This is a genomic window from Pleomorphovibrio marinus, from assembly GCF_003347495.1.
Lineage (GTDB): Bacteria > Bacteroidota > Bacteroidia > Cytophagales > Cyclobacteriaceae > Pleomorphovibrio > Pleomorphovibrio marinus.
In genome coordinates, this window is sequence record NZ_QCXY01000005.1 from 19,483 (window position 1) to 38,732 (window position 19,250).

Here is a 19,250-nt window from a genome sequence, read left to right on the forward strand (position 1 = left end):
TGTCGGATTAAGTGGTAGATTTAGTTTCAAAGGAAATAGGAACATCCGGTTTCATTTTAAGCCAAATAAAAATGGCCAATATGTTCAATACGGCACCCAGAATAAAAAAAGGAGTCACCGACCCCGTCCATTCCCTCAAATAGGGAAATGCAAGGGCGGTGAGAAAAGAGCCAATATTTCCTGCCATATTCATGGTACCAGAAACGGCACCGGAATGAGCTTTTCCAATATCCACACAAAAAGTCCAGGAAGGGCTAAGGGTCATGTCGGCTCCGAAAACCGCCATGGACAAAAAGGAAATTGCGATGACAACATCCTGTGCAAATAGGCTAATGATAAGTCCCGCCGCTGCAAGGCCAAATCCCAATATTGCCGGCAGTATTCTGGACCATCTGAAGTATCCCCTTCTGTAGATGGCATCCACCATCCATCCTGAAACCATGTTCCCAAACCCTCCGGCTATCAAGGGCAAGGAGGAATAAAACCCTGCTTCTACAGCGGCCAGATTATATTGTTCCTGCAAATGTGGGAACAACCAGGTCAGGCAGAAAAAGAAGGTGAAATTGCTTGCAAAATATTGCCCCATGGCCAGCCACATGTTTTTGGAGTGCAGCATGGAATGTAAGGCTACTTTGGATCCGGCCTTTTTTTCTTCCTTTACTTCCCCCCTGGCCTTCAGAATTTCCTCCTTTTCATAGGCAGACACGTAGGGATGGTCTTCTGGTTTGTCCCGGAAAAGAAGGTACCATGCCGTAGCCCATAGGATACCCACCAATCCAAGAATGAAAAAAGTGGCCCTCCAACCCACCAAATCCAGAATAAAGGCAATAAGGGGTAATGAAAATGCGGCACCAAATCTTCCACCAGAGAAGTTTATTCCATTTACCACTCCCCTTTCCCTGATGGGTATCCAGAGATATACCCCCTTGGCAATACCCGGATAGGCTCCAGCCTCCCCCACTCCGAATAAGAACCGGACTATTATCAGGGAAAAATACTGGGTAACCGCACCAGTAAGCGCGGTAAAGATGGACCATAGACTTACGACAGCGGTGAGTATCTTTCTTGGGCCGAAGCGGTCGGCCAGCATGCCAAAGGGAGTTTGAAAAAGGGCATATCCCAGAGCGAAAACCGACAGTGCCCACCCAAATTGCTTGTCACTGAGCCCCAAGCTCTCGGTCATAGGGCCTTTGGCAACCGAAATTCCTATCCTATCCACATACATCAGAAGGGCCAGCAAAAAGGTACCCAAAACCATAAAGTATCTACTGGGTATTAGGGGCTTGGGTCTATGTTGTTTCATATCATCATGATTTTTTATTAAAGGCCATATAGCCTGCCCCAGCCCGCCCCGAACTCGCTTCGGGGGAATCTCGCAAACTTAATAATCCCCCCGATTGTCGCTCGCGTCATGCCTGCCTGTGGTCAGAAATGGTGTCATAGCCTAATCACCTCTAATTGGAGGAAATCAACTTTTCCTTGTTTTTGATTTTTTCTTCTATCACTTTTCTGGAATGCATCAGGTGCCTTTTCATCGCTTGTTCCGCGGCATCTGGATTTTTGTCTAAAATGGCATCTATGATTTCCAAATGGTCTTGTAAAGTCAATTCGGGAGGACGAATCAGCCCTATTCTTTCAATGTAAGTAATAAGATTGCCCTGCTGAAACAGTTTCCATAAATAGGTGTTCCCACAGTTCTCCACGATGAAATTATGGAACTGGGTATCCGTGCTTTTGTATTTTTTCTGAACGCCTTTGCTCTCTTCCAAAAACCCTTCGGCAAAACCCTTTAGCTTTTGCTTTTCCTTTGCACCCAAGTTTTTGGCCAACAGCCAAGCGGCCACAGATTCCAGTGCGATACGGCAATCAAAAATTTCCAGAATTTCGGAATCCTCCATGTCCCTTACCTGGTAGCCGGATTTGGACTTGGGTTCTATCAGGTTTTCAGCCTCCAGCATTTGGAGCGCTACCCTAAGTGGTGTCCTGCTTATTCCCATCTTGGCAGCAAGCTTTTCCTGCACAATTTTTTGTCCGGGTTCCAGGCTACCGTTCAATATCATTTTCTTTATCTCCCTGTAGGCTTGCAAGCCCAATTCATCGTTTTTTAGCATGGTAAAAAGTTTAAGTTACTATAAATTCACCCATGTATACAGTATACATTTTGAAATATAAACATTTTTACATTCAACCTACCATTTTCTTTTAATTAAACACTTTTTCGAGAGCGATTTTTTTGCCTTCTTTTTGGGAGCGATAAATGGCTTCCACCACCTGAAGGGTTTTAAGGTAGTCCTCCATACAGGTTTCAAACTCTTCTCCGGAAATCAGGTTATTGGCAAAATGATTCAGACAAGCAAACACGGAATCCCCAGATACACCCTCCAAACTCGGTTCGAAAGGGTGTTTATAAGGCGCCTTACCTAGGGGTTTAATCCACAAGTACCCTTCGTTGTCCAATTGTACACTGCCAGCATCCCCCTCTATGAGCATTTGTCCAAAGGTAAATCTCGGGTTATTGTGGTAAGGTTCATTATACCGACTTGCATCGAATAGCCCTGTGGCACCGGAGGCAAAATTGAACAATATCAAGCCACTGTCTTCCCCCTTTATTCCCTGGTTTAGGGTCCGCAATTGGGCATATACTTCCTCGATTTCCCCTTCCAGATACCTAAAGGTGTCCACAAAGTGAACCCCAGTCTCATGAACCAAAAGCCTGGGCATCTCCCTAAAATAAGGCTGTCTGTCCTTATAGGCATTTTCACCCCAGCCATCGCCGGTACGCATGCGAAAAGCAAGGTGGAATATTTTTTCACCAAGCACCCCTTGCTCCTTCAGGGCCCTCAATTCCCTGTACCAAGGCTGAAAACGCCAGTTTTCGTGAACCATAAAGCGGACATTGGGATGGTTTTCAAGTAAAGAAACTATTTCCTGAACTTCCTCAAAGGTGTCCGCAAGCGGTTTTTGGCACATCACAGGAATACCCAGTTCCAAAGCCTGTGCAATCAGGGAATAATGGGATTTGGGGGGGGTTACAATATCCACGAAATCGGGTTGTTCTTTGGAAAACATTTGTATAGCATCCGTATAGACCCTGGGAATACCATAGATTTGGGCTATTTTCTTTGCCTTGGCAGGTTCTTGATCGCATATGGCCACAATGCTGGCCAAATCACTGCGTTGCCAGGCCTCGGCATGAAACTGGCTAAAATAGCCTGCCCCCACCATCACTCCTTTCAAAGTGCTCATAGGCTGGTTCGGGTTTGATTGAAATGGTGATAGACTGTATACAAGCCCTTGTCATCTCCCACGTTGCCGGGGAAAACCACATAAGGAGTAGAGGGAAATTTGTTTTCGGTGCCAAGTTCCCACACCGGAACACCTGCCAGTACCTGCCCCACTACCATTCCTCTTTTCATCTTTAGGCTTTTTACTGCCAAGTCATTGGAAGTGATTCCTCCCTTACCGATAATAAAGGAGGGCTGTACGGAAAGCCTTTCCACGAGTGTCACCAAAAAATCATTGACCTTTTCCCCTATGGCTAGGCTTTCATCCGAGGTCGAGCCGCTAACCAGCTCCCGGCTTGTATAGACCACAGGGGTAATACCCTGATTGATTTTGGATTCCAGCTGATCAACAAAACTGTCAATTTCATTGATCAATGGGTTGGCATCATGTATTATACGTTCTACCGAAAGGGGAACCGCAAATAGTCCTTCTGCCTTCAACAATTCCTCCAGTTGACGGGTGGACTTTGGCACATAGGACCCTACCACCACTAGCCCTCCATGAGAGGGGTTTGGAAGGGTTTCAGGAACCCATGGCTTTGGACCAATACCACCAAAGGCACATACAAAAGAAGCCCCTGTCCTAAAGGCAAATCGCTTTCCCTCTATCAAAACTTTGTGTAAGGCCAACACAAATGCTTCCATGTCGGTATAGTTGGCTGCATTAAGTACCAATACTTCCCCTGGCTTTAACTGCTTTAAGACATTAGCTATCAGCTCCTGTCCGGAGGCGATTTGACTAAGAGAAAGGCTTTTTACTTCCGACGCTTTCACCTTGCCCTTGGTTTTCTCCTCTGTCCACATCTTCAAGTTGGAATGGGAGTAGCCAAAACTTTTGTCCTTGGCAAAAGGCGTCTCCGCAACCGGAATCCGGGTATCCTCCTCCAAAATATAATGTGTGTCATCCATTGTGACCCTACCCCCTTCAAAAAATGCAGGTGTAAGGATAATTGGCAAATCCGATTGTCCGGCACCTTCGGTAAGGGCGTATACTTCCTCCGGAAAATGCCCTCTTAAGGTGGAATCACTCCTGCTCACGGTCAAAAACTTCCTGCCTATTTGCTCTGAGGCTTTTTTGATGTTCTGCCCGATTTCCCTTGCTCTGGCCATGGCCTTTGTTTGTGTTAGGCTCCTGGTGTTGGCCAAAACAAAAAGCAGAGGCGTTCCTACTTTGAACTCGTCTAAAAAGGCTTGTTCTGACCAGTGGCCCAGCACTGGCACATCATGGACCGTTTGAGTTCCGGTGGGGTCATCATCTACCACCACCAAGGTGCAGTCCAGTCGCTTAAAAAGAGCGGCGATTTCGGCCGTATGTGGCCTTTCCAATAAACGTGCCTTATCCATTTTCAAGGATTAATAGTTCTGGCGATAACCCTTGCTGGAGCACCATCGCCATCTTTTAATTTTAGGGGCATCACAATAACTTCCACCTTTGGAGTAGTCAGGGCAGCAGTGTTGCAAACCCCTTCTACGATAAAAACCTTTCCTCCAAATAATACCCTGTGAATACGGGTCACTTCCTCTAAATTGTTTACATCAGCCACCGAAGGAGCTTCCACCAACAACATTTTTACCTGGCGTTCCACACACCATTTGGCCAATTCTTCGCTGATGCGGGGGAGTTCATCCCTGAATTTTTTAGGGTTCGAAATAGCTAATTTACTCCATCCAGATTTAAGGAGCAAACCCTCCCCTTCCCTAAATTGTTCAGCTATTCCACCCAGATGGGACAAGGTGATCAGCTCCTTTTCTTTTATGTCTTCGATATTGACCACCCAACATTCGCCAATAAGCTTATCCAAAGGCATTTCATCTATAGAAGGACCAGGCATGCCAAAATGAACAGGGGCATCTGCATGGGTTCCTGCATGGGTATATAGTTCTACCGTCCTCGCATTCCAGCCATCTTTTTCTAACGTCTTGGCAGCCCTAATAGCAATGCCGGGCATTTCAGAAGATACAGTTTGGGTAAGGTCTATCCATTCCATAGGTTAAAGGGATTCTACTACTCTTTGGGCAAACTCATCTGTCTTCGCCTTTCCTCCCAAATCTACTGTTTTTAGCCCGGTTTCAAATACTCTTTCTACTGCCTTCACAATATTTTCCGCAGCGGCTTTTTGGCCCAAATGCTCCAGCAACAGGGCTCCAGACCAGATGGTACCCACAGGATTGGCAATGTTCCTTCCTGCTATGTCCGGAGCAGAACCGTGTATGGGCTCAAACATAGAAGGAAAATCCTTTTCAGGGTTGATATTCCCACTCCCACCTAAACCAAGGCTACCCATAATTCCACCTCCAAGGTCACTCAGGATGTCCCCAAATAGGTTGGTGGTAAGAATCACGTCAAAGTACTCGGGGTGCAACACAAAGTTCGCACTGCAATTGTCAATGTACATTTTCACGTATTCTACGTCCGGATAGGATGCCGACACCTCCTCAATGACGGCATCCCAATACTTAAGGGAGTGGATAAGGGTATTTGACTTGGTTACATTGGTTACTTTTTTCCTCCTCTTCTGCGCCAGTTTGAAAGAATAATGGGCGATACGCTCTATGCCTTTGCGGGTAAAGATACTGGTATCCATGGCCAATCCCTCAGGACTTTCTGGACGAAACATTGCTCCTGATTGCACAAACTCCCCTTCGTTGTTTTCCCTAATGACCACGAAATCAATATCTGCTACCCCCTTGTTTCGCAAGGGGCTTTCCAAGCCTTTAAAAAGCTTAACAGGTCGGTAATTCACATACTGCTGAAAGGCTGTTCTCACCCTGAAAGTATACAACTTAGCCGGGAGGGTGTCATCCACGCTGGGAAGGCCCACTGCGCCGAAATAAACTGCATCATGTTTTTTCAGTGTTTCCAAACCGTCTTCAGGCATGAATGCACCTTCTTTTTCATACCTTCCTGCACCCCACTCAAAAAAGTCATAGCTTATCCCAAATCCATGCTTTGAAGATACTGCTTCCAGCACATTTAAGGCTGCTGGAATTATTTCATGCCCTATTCCATCGCCAGGTACTACGGCCAATTTGTAATTTTCCATTAGTTAAGTTAATTTTAATCTGTATACGGTATACAATAATTAAAAATTATATCCACAATTGAAAGGATTCTGCCCGTTTTTTTTTCTAAACCCTAAAAGCGAAAAGTATAACTGAGTTTAATCGTAGATTGGGTTTCCATGGTGATTAGCCTTTGGTTAAACTCTTGCCAATTGTGATTATGCACTATAAAAAAAGTATTTCCAGGGTCTATCACCCAAATAAAGCGGGTGTTGGTACCCAAGAATCGGGTCACATTATCGTATTGAACATTGAAATTAATGGACACCCAAGGGGAAAAATCATAGCTGCTGATCAAACGGAAAAGGTGTGTATTGAAACTTCCCTCCACTAGGTCAACCTGGCTATGCTCCCAACTTCCGGTCATATTAAGCCCAATAAATGGACGAAGGAAAAAATTGGCCATAACACTGGTCTGCCTCCCAGTCCAAAAACCTATATCCATATAGGAAATCTGACCCCCAACCCTTCTAAAAGGAGCGGTGCTGGCCTCTACGGAGTAGCCATAATTGACATAATTACCCACATCCACTACAAATTCACCATCCCTAAGGATATCGAAGGGTAAGTCCAAAAACTCAAAGTTTCTATGCACATTAAAATATATTTCATCGCCGGACTCCATGCGGATTCCCAAAAACCTTATGTTATGGTTGACAGTGGCAGGCCTCCAATCCATCATCATCAGGTATTCAAAGTAATACTGCCAACTCAATTCTCTAATCACCTTGCTGTTCTCCAAGAGGGGGTTATAGGTTACGGAAGGCTGCACCCTCCTGAACCCTACCCTGGGTGCAAAGCCAACGGCAGGGTCATAATTGATGCCAAATTCCCTGTAAGAAACATGGGCATCCCAGGGTTGATTGGGGTAATTAAACCTAAAACCGCGCACAGACCTGTCCCATTGGTCGGTGGTATCCTTAAATGAAGTAGGGGTATGCCCTACAAAAAATGCTTCAAACTGAAAATTCTTGTTTCCAAAAAACCTGGAAGTACTTAAGTTTATGTCTGCCCCATAGGTCTCCTGCACAGGCAGGCTGTCTCCATCCATGGCCCTTCTGGTATAAATTGCCCCTACTGTACTTTCATCTGAAATATTCTGCAGCACCCTTCCCACTGTAAAGTTCTCGCCGGGGATCCCACCTTGCTCACCGGTCCGTACATGGACCAATCCGACATCTGTTTCGCGAATCCTCCCAATAAGCCTTCCTCCGTGACTGATGGGTACAGGTTCAAAATCCCTAAGTCCTATCCTTCTGCTGAAATAGGGGTTTGGGTTACTCGAGGGAGCGAACACAAAGACATTAGCCCCTTGAAGAAAGAAATCTCGGCGTTCTGGAAAGAACAAAGGAAAACGGGTGAGGTTCACTTGCCGGTCATCCACCTCGGTTTCGGCAAAATCAGTATTGATGGTCACTCCTGCCTTGAGATTTGGGGATATGTTGTAGTTTACTTCACCCCCTGCGTTATAAGAAAACTCCTGTGTACTTTCACCTTCGGGATCAAACCTGGAATTGGATTGTGAGGTGATTGCATAAGGAATAGCCTCCACACCCAATCCCTGGGTTATTTTTCGCATGCCGTGTAATTTACCTGCGTCTTGGGGCCGTTCTATCCCCGCTTTTCTTTCAAACCCCGTCCAGAGTGTTTCTTCATTTTTCCTACGAATGGTCCTCAAAAAATTCACTCCCCAAGTCTCTTTTTTGGCATCAAAATTTAAGGTCATAAACGGGATGCGGATCTCTGCATACCACCCCTTATCGTCCCTAGTCACCCAAGCTCTCCAAATCCCATCCCAAGCCCTGTTGAGCTCGCTTCCCTGACCTGTCCGAAGTATCCCGTCCCCCATCAGCCCCAAGGGGTTTACTTCAAAATAATAGGCCTGGCGCTGGTCATTGTAGGTGTCTAAAATAAACACGAATCGGTCATCGGTGTCCAACTCTGCATCCCTCCTTCGCTGAAAAGCCTTGATACGGTCTGGTTCGCTGTCATAAAACCAGGCACCTATGTACATGTTTTCCTCATCAATGGCAATGCGCACTTCGGTCCTTTCAGTGGCTGGCCTCCCTTCCAGGGGTTCCTGTTGCAAAAAACCGTCTGCTGCCTCCACTTTCTCCCAAAAATCCTCGTCCAACCTGCCATCCAGCCGTATCTGGTCTTCAGGTTGTAAGCGGTAGGCGTGGATTTCAGGGGTGTTTTGGGCATCCACCTGTTTCGGAATGCAAAATAAAACCAACCAAAAGGCCAAACATGTCTTTTCCGATAACTTACCTACCATTTGGATACAAAAATGTCATTAATTGCCAGAATATCTTAACATATAGGCAAAAATTTGATCAATATGGCATAAAAAATGATAAATGGACACAGTAGGGAGAATTGGGAATTACCTACTTTTTGGTTTGATGATTTTTGATTTCAGAATTAGTAAATAAGATCTTAACTAACTAATACTCCTAATCTGTCATTCCTAATTCGACACTGATTTCTTCTTCTTAATAAAATGACACCCGAGATAACAAAATTAAAGCTTTTCCAAGCCATAAATGGCTCCTCTCAGCTCTGCAAGTCCTCTAAGGCGACCAATGGCGGGGTATCCTGGATTGACGGTTTTGCCCAAGTCATCCAGCAATTGGTGCCCATGGTCGGGACGGAATGGAATAGACGCTCCCCTCTGTTTGCTGAGGGCCAAAAGTTGCCTTACTATCTTCACCATATCCACGTCGCCTGCTAGGTGATCGGATTCATGGAAGTTTCCCATCATGTCCTTTTCCACATTCCTTAAATGGGCAAAGTGTACCCTATGCCCAACTTTCTCCAGTATTTCCGGCAAATTATTATTTACCCCAGCCCCCAATGAACCCGTGCAAAAGCAGATGCCGTTATGAGCAGAAGGTATCTCCTGTATTAAAAACAATAAATCCTCCAGGTTGGAGACCATCCTAGGTAAACCCAATATGGCATATGGGGGATCATCCGGATGCATGGTCATGGTTAGTCCCTCCTCTTCACAGGTATCCTGAATGGCCCGCATAAAATAGGCCCAGTTTTCCCTAAGACCCTTTTTGCCAATTTCCTCATAGATGGATATACTTTCCCTCAAGGTCTCTACACTTATACCCTTTTCGGTGGGCACTCCCATCAATATAATTTCCTTTAATTCCTCCAACCTTTTCGACCCCATCTGGGAAAACCTAAAAGGAACCTCTTGTAGAACCTCCCTGGGGTAATCCCTGTCGGCACCTTTTCTTTCCAGAACCTTTACATCAAAAACGGCCAAATCCGTCCAGTCAAACCGCAATCCTATGGCTCCAGTAGGAAGCCGAAAATTGAGGTCCGTACGGGTCCAATCCAATACCGGCATAAAGTTGTAGCAAATGGTATGTATGCCATTTGCCGCCAAGTTCCTCAGGGATTCCCGGTAGTTCTCAAGGTACTTTTCACAATCTTTGTTTCGCGTTTTGATGGCTTCATGCACTGGCACACTTTCCACAATGGACCACTCCAATCCTGCTTCTGTGATTATCTTCTTCCTTTGCTCTATTTCTTGCCTTGTCCAAACCTCCCCATGGGGCACATGGTGAAGGGCAGAAACCACGGATGTGGCTCCGGCCTGCCGGATATCGGACAAACTTACTGGGTCATTGGGACCAAACCAACGCCAACTCTCTATAAGCGACATACTTTTGCTGGGTAAAATACTTATATTACGTTATTCACTCCATAAGGGTGGCGTTGTGCCCTGCTTACCATGGCATTGGCCTCATCGTCATTTTTAAACCGCTCCCTGACCGGGTCCCAGTATAGTTTCCTTGGGACTTTCATGGCAATATGGGAAATAAGGCAGGCAGAACATGACCGATGTGCCACCTCTACAGGGGTGATGGTTTGCTGTCTGCTGATGATACAATCCAACCAGTTTTTGTGATGCTCTTCGCTTTCATACAAGTGAATTTCTTCCTGCCCAATTTCAGAGGTAAGTATCTTGGGATCACTGGCTTTAAAGGAGTCGCTGGGTTTGCTCCCTGCCACAGGATCTGAAGCAGTCACCCCTACATTCCCCCTTGCCACAAATATCCATCCATCTGTTCCTTCAAAGCGCACTCCATTCGGATACTCTCCACTTACCAACATGGTGACCCCATTGGCATATTTTGCAGTGACCTCAAAATCCCCGTGTACATCCCATAAGCCTTCGGTGGGAAAGTCTGCTTTTGCCTCGATTTCTATAGGGCCTGTAAATTCTGTCCCCATTCCCCAATGTGCAATGTCTAGGTGATGGGCTCCCCAGCCCGTGATCATTCCCGCGCCAAATTGCTCACATCGCAGCCAACCAGGCCTGTCATTCAAATTGTCCTGAGAATGCACCCTATCCAGGGTATAGGGGACGTATGGGGTGGATCCGAGCCACATGTCGTAATTTAGGTTTGATGGAACCGGCATTTCCTCTTTGCTCCCCCCGGGAGGGTCTCCTGGAAGACCGATTACTATTTTCTTTACCTCCCCAATTCTTCCATTTCTTACCAATTCACAAGCCCTCTTAAATTGAGGCCAGGGATTTACCGATCGCTGTTGGCTTCCGATTTGGAAAATGATTCCGGTACGATGGATCAAGTCACTCATCACTCTGCCCTCCCCTATGGTAAGGGAAGTGGGTTTTTGCATGTAGATGTCTTTACCCTGTAATGCAGCCTCCATAGCAGGCTGTGCATGCCAATGGTCCGGTGTGCTGATGATCACGGCATCTATGTCCTTCCTCTGGAGCATTTCTTTGTAATCATCATATGTTTTTACCTCCAGGTAGTCGGATTTGCCGGTCTTTTTAGCGTATTGCTCCTCAATCCATTCCTTACCCCATTCGGCTCTCTTGCTGTCCACATCTGCCACAGCAATCACGCGTGCCACCTCATTTTTCATGGTTTCGGGCAGATCATGTCCTCTTGCGATCCTCCCAAAACCGATTTGCCCAATTTGGATCTTGTTACTTGGCGCATTTTTGCCCAGGACAGATGCGGGCACAATGGTAGGAAAGCCTGTTACAGCCAAAGAAGCCGCCAAGGCTCCCTTTGTAGTGGACTTCATAAAGCCCCTACGGGAAATTTTGGAGGGTTTATTAGTGTTCATGAGTGAGCAATTTATTAGTTACCTATTTTAGTTCTACTTTAGTTTTTTCGAAATCTATAGGGCTATCCCTGTCTGTGGCATATGCCTTATCAAAGTCCCTGCCATCCACCTTGGAACCTATATACCTGATACCTTGATAGATATGGTTTACAAAAGTCGGATCCTCATAGTCTTTGATATGATGCCCAAGAGCAGTCACCCAAACATGACCACCATCGAAATCATGAAACCAAACTGCAGGATAATACCTATCGAAAGGTCCTGCATGATCCCTTATTTTTTCTTCTTCATTTTTGTTGAGGGTTTCCAAATCATGGGCCATTATCACATTAATGCCAGGGTAAAGTTCCTGCATAAAATAACATTCGTCCTCCTTTTGCCAAAGGTTGGGCACACCTTCCATTGTGGGATGGGAATGGTCCAATTTGGTGATCGTGAATTCTTGGAACTTGGGGTGCCATACAAATCTGCCACCAACCATCCTCTTGAACCAAGTCCAGTTCCTTTCAGTACCTACCACAGAGTGGATGCCTACTAGCCCCCCCCCTGCCTGCATATATCTCCTAAAGGCCAAACGCTGTGCGTCCGTGTCAAACACTTCGTTGTTGGTACTGGTAAATACCATCAAGTCTATGTCCTTGAGCTTTTCTTCTTCAAAAATGGAAGGGTCATCCGACACTTCCACCTGAAAACCGTATTCTTCTCCCAATTTCTCCACACATTGAACGGCATAGGGTATATTATCATGAACAAACCCCTCCCCGTTCTTGGTGTATACCAGCACCTTAAGGCCGTTTAAGTCTCCAATCTCACCTTCCTTGGAATCTGAAGAGGATCCACAACTGATCCATATTAGAGCACAAACTAAACAATAAATTGATTTTCCAACTTTATGTTTCATTCTCTTTCCGTTTATTTATTGCTAAAGCTACTGGTAAGTTTGTGGAAATGCCAATTATTTTTGACGAGTCACGGATACCTTTACCTGTGGGGGATTAGCGAAATATTTCCAACATTGCTCAGCTTCTTCCGCAGATATTTTTTTCGATGTTACCAAAAAACGGTAGTTGAGCATATGCTTGTTCCCTGGTTTAATGATCCAGTCCTTGTCTTTGGTGGGGGCAAAATTGGCATACATATCGCCTCTGTCGTACATGTCTATGGGCCATATGCGTAAAGGCTCCGGGTGATTATAATTGGTGGGGTGGGACATCATGACCACCCCTGCATAATCCTCGTCAATTTCTCCCTGAACAATACACCATGTGGCGAGACTACCATCCGCCTCTACCCTTCCCAAACCCTCTGAGGTCAGCACTTCGCTGTTATGCCTGTCCCATTTCTCCGTGGCCCTCCAACCCAAGCTGCCATAGCGGTATTCTAGTAACACGACCTCATTTTCTGTGGCGGGGTTAAGGGAAATAGAAATATCTGCCAAATAGTAATCATCTTCTCCAGGTATGGCAAAAATCTTGGTGCCTTGGGTTTCCACCATTGCAACATGAGGTTCATCCCGGTTTTTTAACACCACATGCTCATGCAACACCTCGTATCCAGTAAATACAGAACCATTAACTCTACTTATGGCATTGGCATACCTAACCGTTCCTTGTCCGTCTCTTATGTTCCAAAAATCAACAGTATCTCCCTCGTACAAGGCCCGGGTCCAGGGATTCCATAGCCCATAATGGTGGTAGTGGTCCGGGGGTTGAATTCTGGTGAGCCTTTTTCCAGAAGGTGAATAAAAAGGGTGCACAAAACCGCTCCTTTCGTAGGCCCTATCCACTCCATCTGGTACTTTGGCAACTGCATGGTTGTATTGCCAGAGGTCTTTTCCCGATTTTTTAAGAACGATGTACTTATCATCCATATTTGCTGTCAAAAAAGGGAGCTTGGATTCCCTCTTTTCCGCCCTTAAAATAAATTCCCTAGTCAGGCTTTCATTGTCCTTGCCTATCATCCAATATAATATTCGCCCATTCGAAGTGTTTTCAATTTGGAACTCGATTGGTTGTTCACCCTCCTGGGAGATTTCCAGCAGAGACAAAAGCGAATCCGCTGTGTGGGTAATTGGGTCCAAAGCTACCTGAACCGGAAAAGAGAATAAAGGCCTTTCTTCCAATTCAACTTTTAAACTCGCAATTTGCCGAGCCTCCAGTTCCAGAATAACCGAAAAGGTCAACAGCATAAAAAAGATAGAAAAAGGTTTATTCATGGTGATTTTTTTGGGAAAATATTCTATTTATGTTGTAAACTTATAGATATAAATTTAAGCATACAACCGATTTCATAAAATTATTAAGTCCCAAGTTTTTATTTTGGCTTGAGGTTAGTTAAATTTAAACTGCTAAAAGTCTTAAAAAAAACATTAAAGGGTTTTTTAGTTGTTCTAAGAAAGCAGTTGAGATCTTATCTGGTAGATGGCTTTGGTTTCACTTCACAAAAATTCCTAGGAGTTTTCTTCTGGTTTACTAATGTTTATTCGCCATACTGTAATTGATAATTTTTGCATTAGCTGATTTTACTGTTATATAATTTATGAAATCGGTTGCAAAAATAGAATTATTTTGTTGTTGACTTATTGAATTTAAGGTCTAGGCCACTTTCATGAAATTGAGCCTGCCTGGACGGCAGTCAGGCATGAAGAGTATGGCATTTAGAGGGAAGTCCCGTAGTGGGTGCGAGATGCTCCCGAAGACTAACGGCAGTCCGGTGTGACCGCTGAAAGAAAATTATTAAAGCATGAAGAAGGAAATAACCATATACGACATCGCTTCCCAAATTGGGGTTTCCCCTACTACAGTAAGTAGGGCCTTGAACAATCACCCCAGGGTGAATGAAAGAACCAAAAAGAAAATTTATGAGACTGCGGAAGAATTGGGATATCAATCCAACATTTTTGCCTCTAATCTGAGAAGAAAATACACCTATAATTTAGGGGTGATTGTGCCTCGGTTAGACAGCCCTTTTCAATCTTCGGTGTTGGCAGGTATGGAAAAAATGGCTAGCGAGGCAGGTTATAATTTGATAATAAGTCAATCCCTGGATAGCTTAAGTAAAGAAATAGCAAATACCAAGTCGATGTTCAATAGCCGGGTGGACGGATTACTTGTTTCCCTAGCAGCCGACACGGGAAATATTGACCACTTTCAACCCTTTTTTCAAAAAGAGATTCCAGTATTGTTTTACGATAGGGTTCCCGAACAAAACCAATTTACCGGGGTAGTGATAGACAATGTGCAGGCAGGGTTTGAAGCCACATCCCATCTGATTGATCAGGGATGTGAAAACATCGTTCATGTATTAGGGAATCCCAAAATTAATGTCTATATGGACAGGTTGAAAGGCTATAAGTATGCCCTCATGGATCATGATAAACACTATAATCCGGATTACGTTATTCATCTCAAACTGGATGAACATGCCGGGGAAAACATTGTTGAGCAGTTGCTGAACATGGACCCAGTACCAGATGGCTTGCTGGTTTCCAACGATACTTGTGCTGCTAGCTGCGTAATAGCACTGAAAAAAAGAGGTATAGAGATTCCTAGGCAGATGGCAATTGTGGGATTTAATAATGATTTGATTTCCAGGATGGTGGACCCTAACCTCAGCACCATTAATTATCCCAGTTTTCATATGGGAGAGGTTGCTGTAAAAAACCTCATCAACCACCTCTCGGATGAAGAAAACCAGCTCCTTCAAAAAACGGAGACTATCACCCTCAGGTTCTCCTTGATTGTCAGAGGTTCCTCTAATCGGTTAGCGCTCTAAATCAATGGCCGTTATCCATTCGTTTTTATCCGCATTGCAAAAAGGAAATCGGAGATAGACCCCCTTGGATGTTAGGCGATATTATTTCATGTGTTTATAATTGTTTTTCAGCGGTCACATGGAATCTCGCATTGATAATCATCCCTCCGTGTGAGGTTCTCCTCATGCTCGATTTCATCTGATTATAATTTTTTTTTAAAGGCCAGATGGAATGCCCTGGATAATCATCCCCCTGTGTGAGAACTTTTCTCATGGGCATTTCATCTGTTCATAATTTTTTTTTCAGCGGTCAGATGGAATCTCGCTTTGATAATCATCCCAGTATGTGACGTGCTCGTCATGCCCTGACTGCCGTCAGGACAGGCTCGATTTCATAGCCCTAAAGGAACCAGCAAAAAGAGCTGGGGTCACTCTGGCTGAATTTCCACTTTAACAAGGCTTTTTTTTGATATGGGGGGAATGGCCAATCCTTGATTTCCGATCAATTTTAGATCAGCAGGTTCATTTTCAATCCACACGGCTTTTATGGAAACACCCTTGGCCTCAATGGGAAGGGGATAAAGTGGTTGTTCCAAACCGGATTCCTGCACATAGAAAAAAAGGTGAAAAGGCTTTTTTTCCTGGAAACACCTTAAATACAAGTAATTAAGGAAAGCGTGTTCCCCATTATGATAGGATGATTTATACTGGGTGGCCTTGTTTCCCTGAAGTACCTCTCCATTTTTTCCAACAGTAAGATGGGTATCTCCGTTGGCCCTATCCAAAAAATGGGTATCCCAGATTTCACCTGCCTTTTCAAATCTCTCCAGGTACTTTTTCTCCTGCATGGCTTCTGCCAATACAAGGTCAGCCATTATTCCATAGGCCTGGATCCACCAGTAGCTGAAAGGGGTATGCAACTCCTTTTCCTCTCTTCCTACCTCGGCATACCAAAAGCCATTTTCCAAATCAAAACCATGACTGCCGTTCAGCCGATCCAAATACCTTAGTAAAGGCATAAATTCTTCCTTGCCATTTAACAAGTAAACCCTTGCCAGCATCCACACCACCTCAATGTTATGGCCTATATTGATTTCATTAGGGCCGGTCTTACTAGGGGAATAGTTCCACTCCCTGTCAAAAGCCTCAAGAACCCATCCCGTGGCAGGATCCACCATTTTTTGTTCTACCATTTCTAGGATTTTCAGGGATTGGTCAAGATATGATTCCTCCCTGCTGGCCAGATAGAGGTATAGCAAATAGCCGGATATAGGGGCTAATTGGGGACTAAAGGATTTGTTTTCAACGGCTACACTCCAATCCCTGTTCATCTTGTCATAATACCCCATATGAGTTGAATCCCATGCCTTGCTTTCCATTAACGCATTTGACTTTTCGATATAGGATAAAACCTCTGGGTCCTTGGTGACCAAGTAGTAAAGTGTCAAGCCAGTGATGGCATAAAGCTGAACAAAGGAGGATTTGTCCGCATCTATTATTCTGCCTTTTGGACTTAGGCTGTTGTACCATCCTCCATACTGCTCGTCCCAGGCATTGGCTAGTAGGTAATCTTTCAATCGAGCCGCCATCTCCATATACTCCCTTTCACCACTGAGCATAAATGCAGCAGAATAGCTGAACAGGTGCCTGGCTATCATACTTGGATATCGAACTGTATCCTGGGGCAATGGCCGCCAGGTTTCATCCATGCTGGTATGATAGGATTGGTTTTCCTTGTCTACAATGGAAGAGGTCCAGTGAGGTAAAATATCCCTGAACAACTGACTTTTCCAATAGGAAGATTGCATCCACGGAGCTTGTTGTGCACTCAAATTGCCAATACAAAGCTGAAAAAATAAAATGAAGAGTAGTTTTCTTGTCATGCTAATAATAGGTTTAGGTTGTAAACAGTTCCAGGAGGGTTTCATCATCTATAATCATCCCAATGTGGACGTGCTCGTAATGCCTGACTGCCGCCCAGGCAGGCTCGAATTCACATGAATAAGCTGGTCAAGGCTCAAAATTTCGATTTACTTGTTATTATTCCATTTCGGAAAAGGAAAATCAATATTTTTGAAGTAATTCATTTAAACTTTAAATAACCTTACCATGAAAGTCTTATTCCCAGTAATTTTCTATGTTTTCACATTACACGCGACCCCTGCTCAGCAGGCAGAACCTCACAGTGAGGGTGACAGTATAATGATCACTGTGATGATGAAGCACCATCAAGATAAGAACATTGATGAACTTAGGGAAATCCGTGAGAAAAACAGATTTCTGGAACTATTCCCCCCTGAATCCGCCAAGGTGGTCTCCTGGTATGTAATGATGGGCATAGGCCAGGTAGTCACTGTGAAGATTCCCGCAAGCGAACTTCGAAATTTAAACATTGCTGTGGAGCGAGGGGTCTGGGGTGCATTCAGCACGGAGTTTTATCCCACCTATGACCTTTACCCCCATATCCAAGAGGAAAAGAATAAATTAAAGAACTCCCCTTGAAAGAGAAGTTGTACCTTATCAAAAGAAATTACCCCGCTCTAAAGCCACCTTCAGATTGGGTTTGTTTTTCTTTATGGCTTCAATTACTTCCAGGGAAACTTCCGTATCGTTCAGGTAAAGTTCTTCCAATTTTTCCATCCGCAATATATGCAAGAGGTTTCCATCATTTACATTGGTTTTGGAGAGGTTCAACAATTGTAAGTTGGGCAAGGAAGCCAAATAAACCAACCCTGAACCATCTATGGCAGTCTGTTGAAGGTAAAGTTCTTTCAATGCGTCCATTTGGCCAATATGATACAGCGCATCGTCACTGATTCCGCTAGCGACCAGGGAAGCCTTGGATATTTGTCCAAAAAGGGGTTGAAGGGAAGTTAGGTCATTGTCTTCAAAAGAAGAAGGGGGAAAGGCCATGGATAAGGCTATTTTTCCATCCCCGTACTTGTCCATTCCGAGTTGAAACTTCTTGTCGTTAGACACCTGCACGATCATACTTTCAAGTGCCTGTTCTTGCATGAACTTAGCCCTTTGTTGTTTTTCAAGGTCTTGCAAATATTCAACGATAAAGGACTGAATGGAAGGATCTTCTTTGGCCGCCTCCAACTTTAGGTCCGTGTCCGCACCCTCTCTCACCCACCACTCCAAAATGCTGATTTCTTCAGGGGAAAGAGGAGCTTTTCCCTCGGGGGGCATGTGATCGTCATGGTCAGAAGGCAAGACCACGCGTTGGATCAGCTCACTTTCGTGGTGGTCACCGGGCTTTAATGTGGCTTTGCCGCTTTTCCCCCCTTTCAACATAGCTTCATAACTGGTCATCACCAACCCACCCTTTGATTTATTGGTGTTGTGGCAACTCATGCATTTTTTGTCCAAAAATGGTATGATCATGTCCTCATATACCAACATTTCTTCCATTGGTTTTGGCTCATATTCCTCTTCGTCAGGACTTCCCAAAACAGGCATATATTCGGTCAGGTAATCGGCACCGTGAGTGAGGGATCCTCCCTGGTGGCTGGTATAAAAAAGTGCTACATTGGCCACCACTAACAGGCTTAAATAGCTAATGAAATGGACCTTACGGTTACTGAATACATGCTCCAAAAAGAAAAAGCATGCTAAGCAAAAGGTGATGGCAAGCAAAACGCCACCCCACAGGTGTCTTGTTACCAAGTCACCGCTATATTCTCCGGTAGCATATAACAATAGGCCCATTACCAAGGACACCAAGCTTCCAAATAGTCCAGACCCAAGTAGGGTTGCCTGCACTGTTTTAGTCAACTTTAGCCATTTTATCCTAGCTAGCAGTTCAAAAATCAATGCCAAAAATACCAACACAATGGGGAAATGCACAATCAAGGGATGAAATCTCCCCAAAAAAAAGACGGTATTGGATGCCTCCTTTTCCGGGAAAGGGAAGAAAGGGACAAAAACAAGAACCAGTGCTATTAACAACAGGGCATAACGGTAATTAAAGGCTATCTTTAAAAGAGCCTTGACCCCGGATTTATTTTGATTCATCATTAAGGT

The 19,250-nt window shown here is 44.6% G+C and carries 15 protein-coding genes; 2 read left to right on the top strand and 13 right to left on the bottom strand.

Annotation, left to right across the window (positions count from 1 at the left end):
• Positions 1-7 precede the first annotated feature (7 nt).
• The 11 genes from DB520_RS13850 to DB520_RS13900 all read right to left on the bottom strand — a co-directional run bounded on the left by DB520_RS13850 (position 8) and on the right by DB520_RS13900 (position 13,686).
• Positions 8-1,303 carry an MFS transporter gene (locus tag DB520_RS13850; RefSeq protein ID WP_114750333.1) on the bottom strand — a complete coding sequence of 432 codons (1,296 nt, stop codon included), beginning with the start codon at positions 1,301-1,303 and terminating at the stop codon, positions 8-10.
• A gap of 151 nt (positions 1,304-1,454) precedes the next feature.
• Positions 1,455-2,111 carry a GntR family transcriptional regulator gene (locus tag DB520_RS13855; protein WP_114750334.1) on the bottom strand — a complete coding sequence of 219 codons (657 nt, stop codon included), beginning with the start codon at positions 2,109-2,111 and terminating at the stop codon, positions 1,455-1,457.
• A gap of 91 nt (positions 2,112-2,202) precedes the next feature.
• The gene (locus DB520_RS13860) at positions 2,203-3,246 is read right to left on the bottom strand and encodes a Gfo/Idh/MocA family protein (RefSeq protein WP_114750335.1); all 1,044 of its coding nucleotides are present in this window, start codon (positions 3,244-3,246) and stop codon (positions 2,203-2,205) included.
• Entirely contained in the window at positions 3,243-4,628 is a 1,386-nt protein-coding gene (locus DB520_RS13865) for a four-carbon acid sugar kinase family protein (RefSeq protein WP_114750336.1), read from the bottom strand. The genes DB520_RS13860 and DB520_RS13865 overlap by 4 nt, the downstream gene beginning before the upstream one ends.
• A gap of 2 nt (positions 4,629-4,630) precedes the next feature.
• Positions 4,631-5,272, bottom strand: a complete 642-nt coding sequence (locus DB520_RS13870; RefSeq protein WP_114750337.1) for a cyclase family protein — start codon at positions 5,270-5,272, stop codon at positions 4,631-4,633.
• 3 nt (positions 5,273-5,275) lie between these two features.
• Complete coding sequence (locus DB520_RS13875) at positions 5,276-6,328, bottom strand: isocitrate/isopropylmalate dehydrogenase family protein (protein WP_114750338.1); 1,053 nt, start codon at positions 6,326-6,328, stop codon at positions 5,276-5,278.
• Positions 6,329-6,420: 92 nt separating this feature from the next.
• A complete protein-coding gene (locus DB520_RS13880; protein WP_114750574.1) occupies positions 6,421-8,556 on the bottom strand; it encodes a carbohydrate binding family 9 domain-containing protein in 2,136 nt (711 codons plus the stop codon).
• A 315-nt stretch (positions 8,557-8,871) separates the two neighbouring features.
• A complete protein-coding gene (uxuA, locus tag DB520_RS13885; protein ID WP_114750339.1) occupies positions 8,872-10,029 on the bottom strand; it encodes a mannonate dehydratase in 1,158 nt (385 codons plus the stop codon).
• A 20-nt stretch (positions 10,030-10,049) separates the two neighbouring features.
• Positions 10,050-11,471: a Gfo/Idh/MocA family protein gene (locus DB520_RS13890; RefSeq protein WP_114750340.1), complete on the bottom strand. Its 1,422-nt coding sequence runs from the start codon at positions 11,469-11,471 to the stop codon at positions 10,050-10,052.
• A 22-nt stretch (positions 11,472-11,493) separates the two neighbouring features.
• A complete protein-coding gene (locus DB520_RS13895; RefSeq protein ID WP_114750341.1) occupies positions 11,494-12,372 on the bottom strand; it encodes a ThuA domain-containing protein in 879 nt (292 codons plus the stop codon).
• Positions 12,373-12,426: 54 nt separating this feature from the next.
• Positions 12,427-13,686 (bottom strand): DUF6807 domain-containing protein, encoded by a 1,260-nt coding sequence (locus DB520_RS13900; protein WP_232834977.1) that lies wholly within the window; start codon positions 13,684-13,686, stop codon positions 12,427-12,429.
• A 527-nt stretch (positions 13,687-14,213) separates the two neighbouring features.
• On the opposite strand from DB520_RS13900, the gene DB520_RS13905 reads away from it, so the two are divergent.
• Complete coding sequence (locus tag DB520_RS13905; RefSeq protein ID WP_114750342.1) at positions 14,214-15,245, top strand: LacI family DNA-binding transcriptional regulator; 1,032 nt, start codon at positions 14,214-14,216, stop codon at positions 15,243-15,245.
• 407 nt (positions 15,246-15,652) lie between these two features.
• Here the strand turns inward: DB520_RS13905 and DB520_RS13910 are convergent, their stop codons facing one another.
• Positions 15,653-17,107 (bottom strand): AGE family epimerase/isomerase, encoded by a 1,455-nt coding sequence (locus DB520_RS13910; protein ID WP_157972084.1) that lies wholly within the window; start codon positions 17,105-17,107, stop codon positions 15,653-15,655.
• Between the two features lie 226 nt (positions 17,108-17,333).
• Here DB520_RS13910 and DB520_RS13915 point away from each other — a divergent pair, with 226 nt between their 5' ends.
• Positions 17,334-17,726, top strand: coding sequence for a hypothetical protein (locus tag DB520_RS13915; protein ID WP_232834978.1), 393 nt, complete (start codon positions 17,334-17,336; stop codon positions 17,724-17,726).
• Positions 17,727-17,744: 18 nt separating this feature from the next.
• On the opposite strand, the gene DB520_RS13920 is transcribed toward DB520_RS13915, so the two are convergent.
• Positions 17,745-19,244, bottom strand: coding sequence for a c-type cytochrome domain-containing protein (locus DB520_RS13920; RefSeq protein ID WP_114750344.1), 1,500 nt, complete (start codon positions 19,242-19,244; stop codon positions 17,745-17,747).
• Between the last annotated feature and the right edge of the window lie 6 nt (positions 19,245-19,250).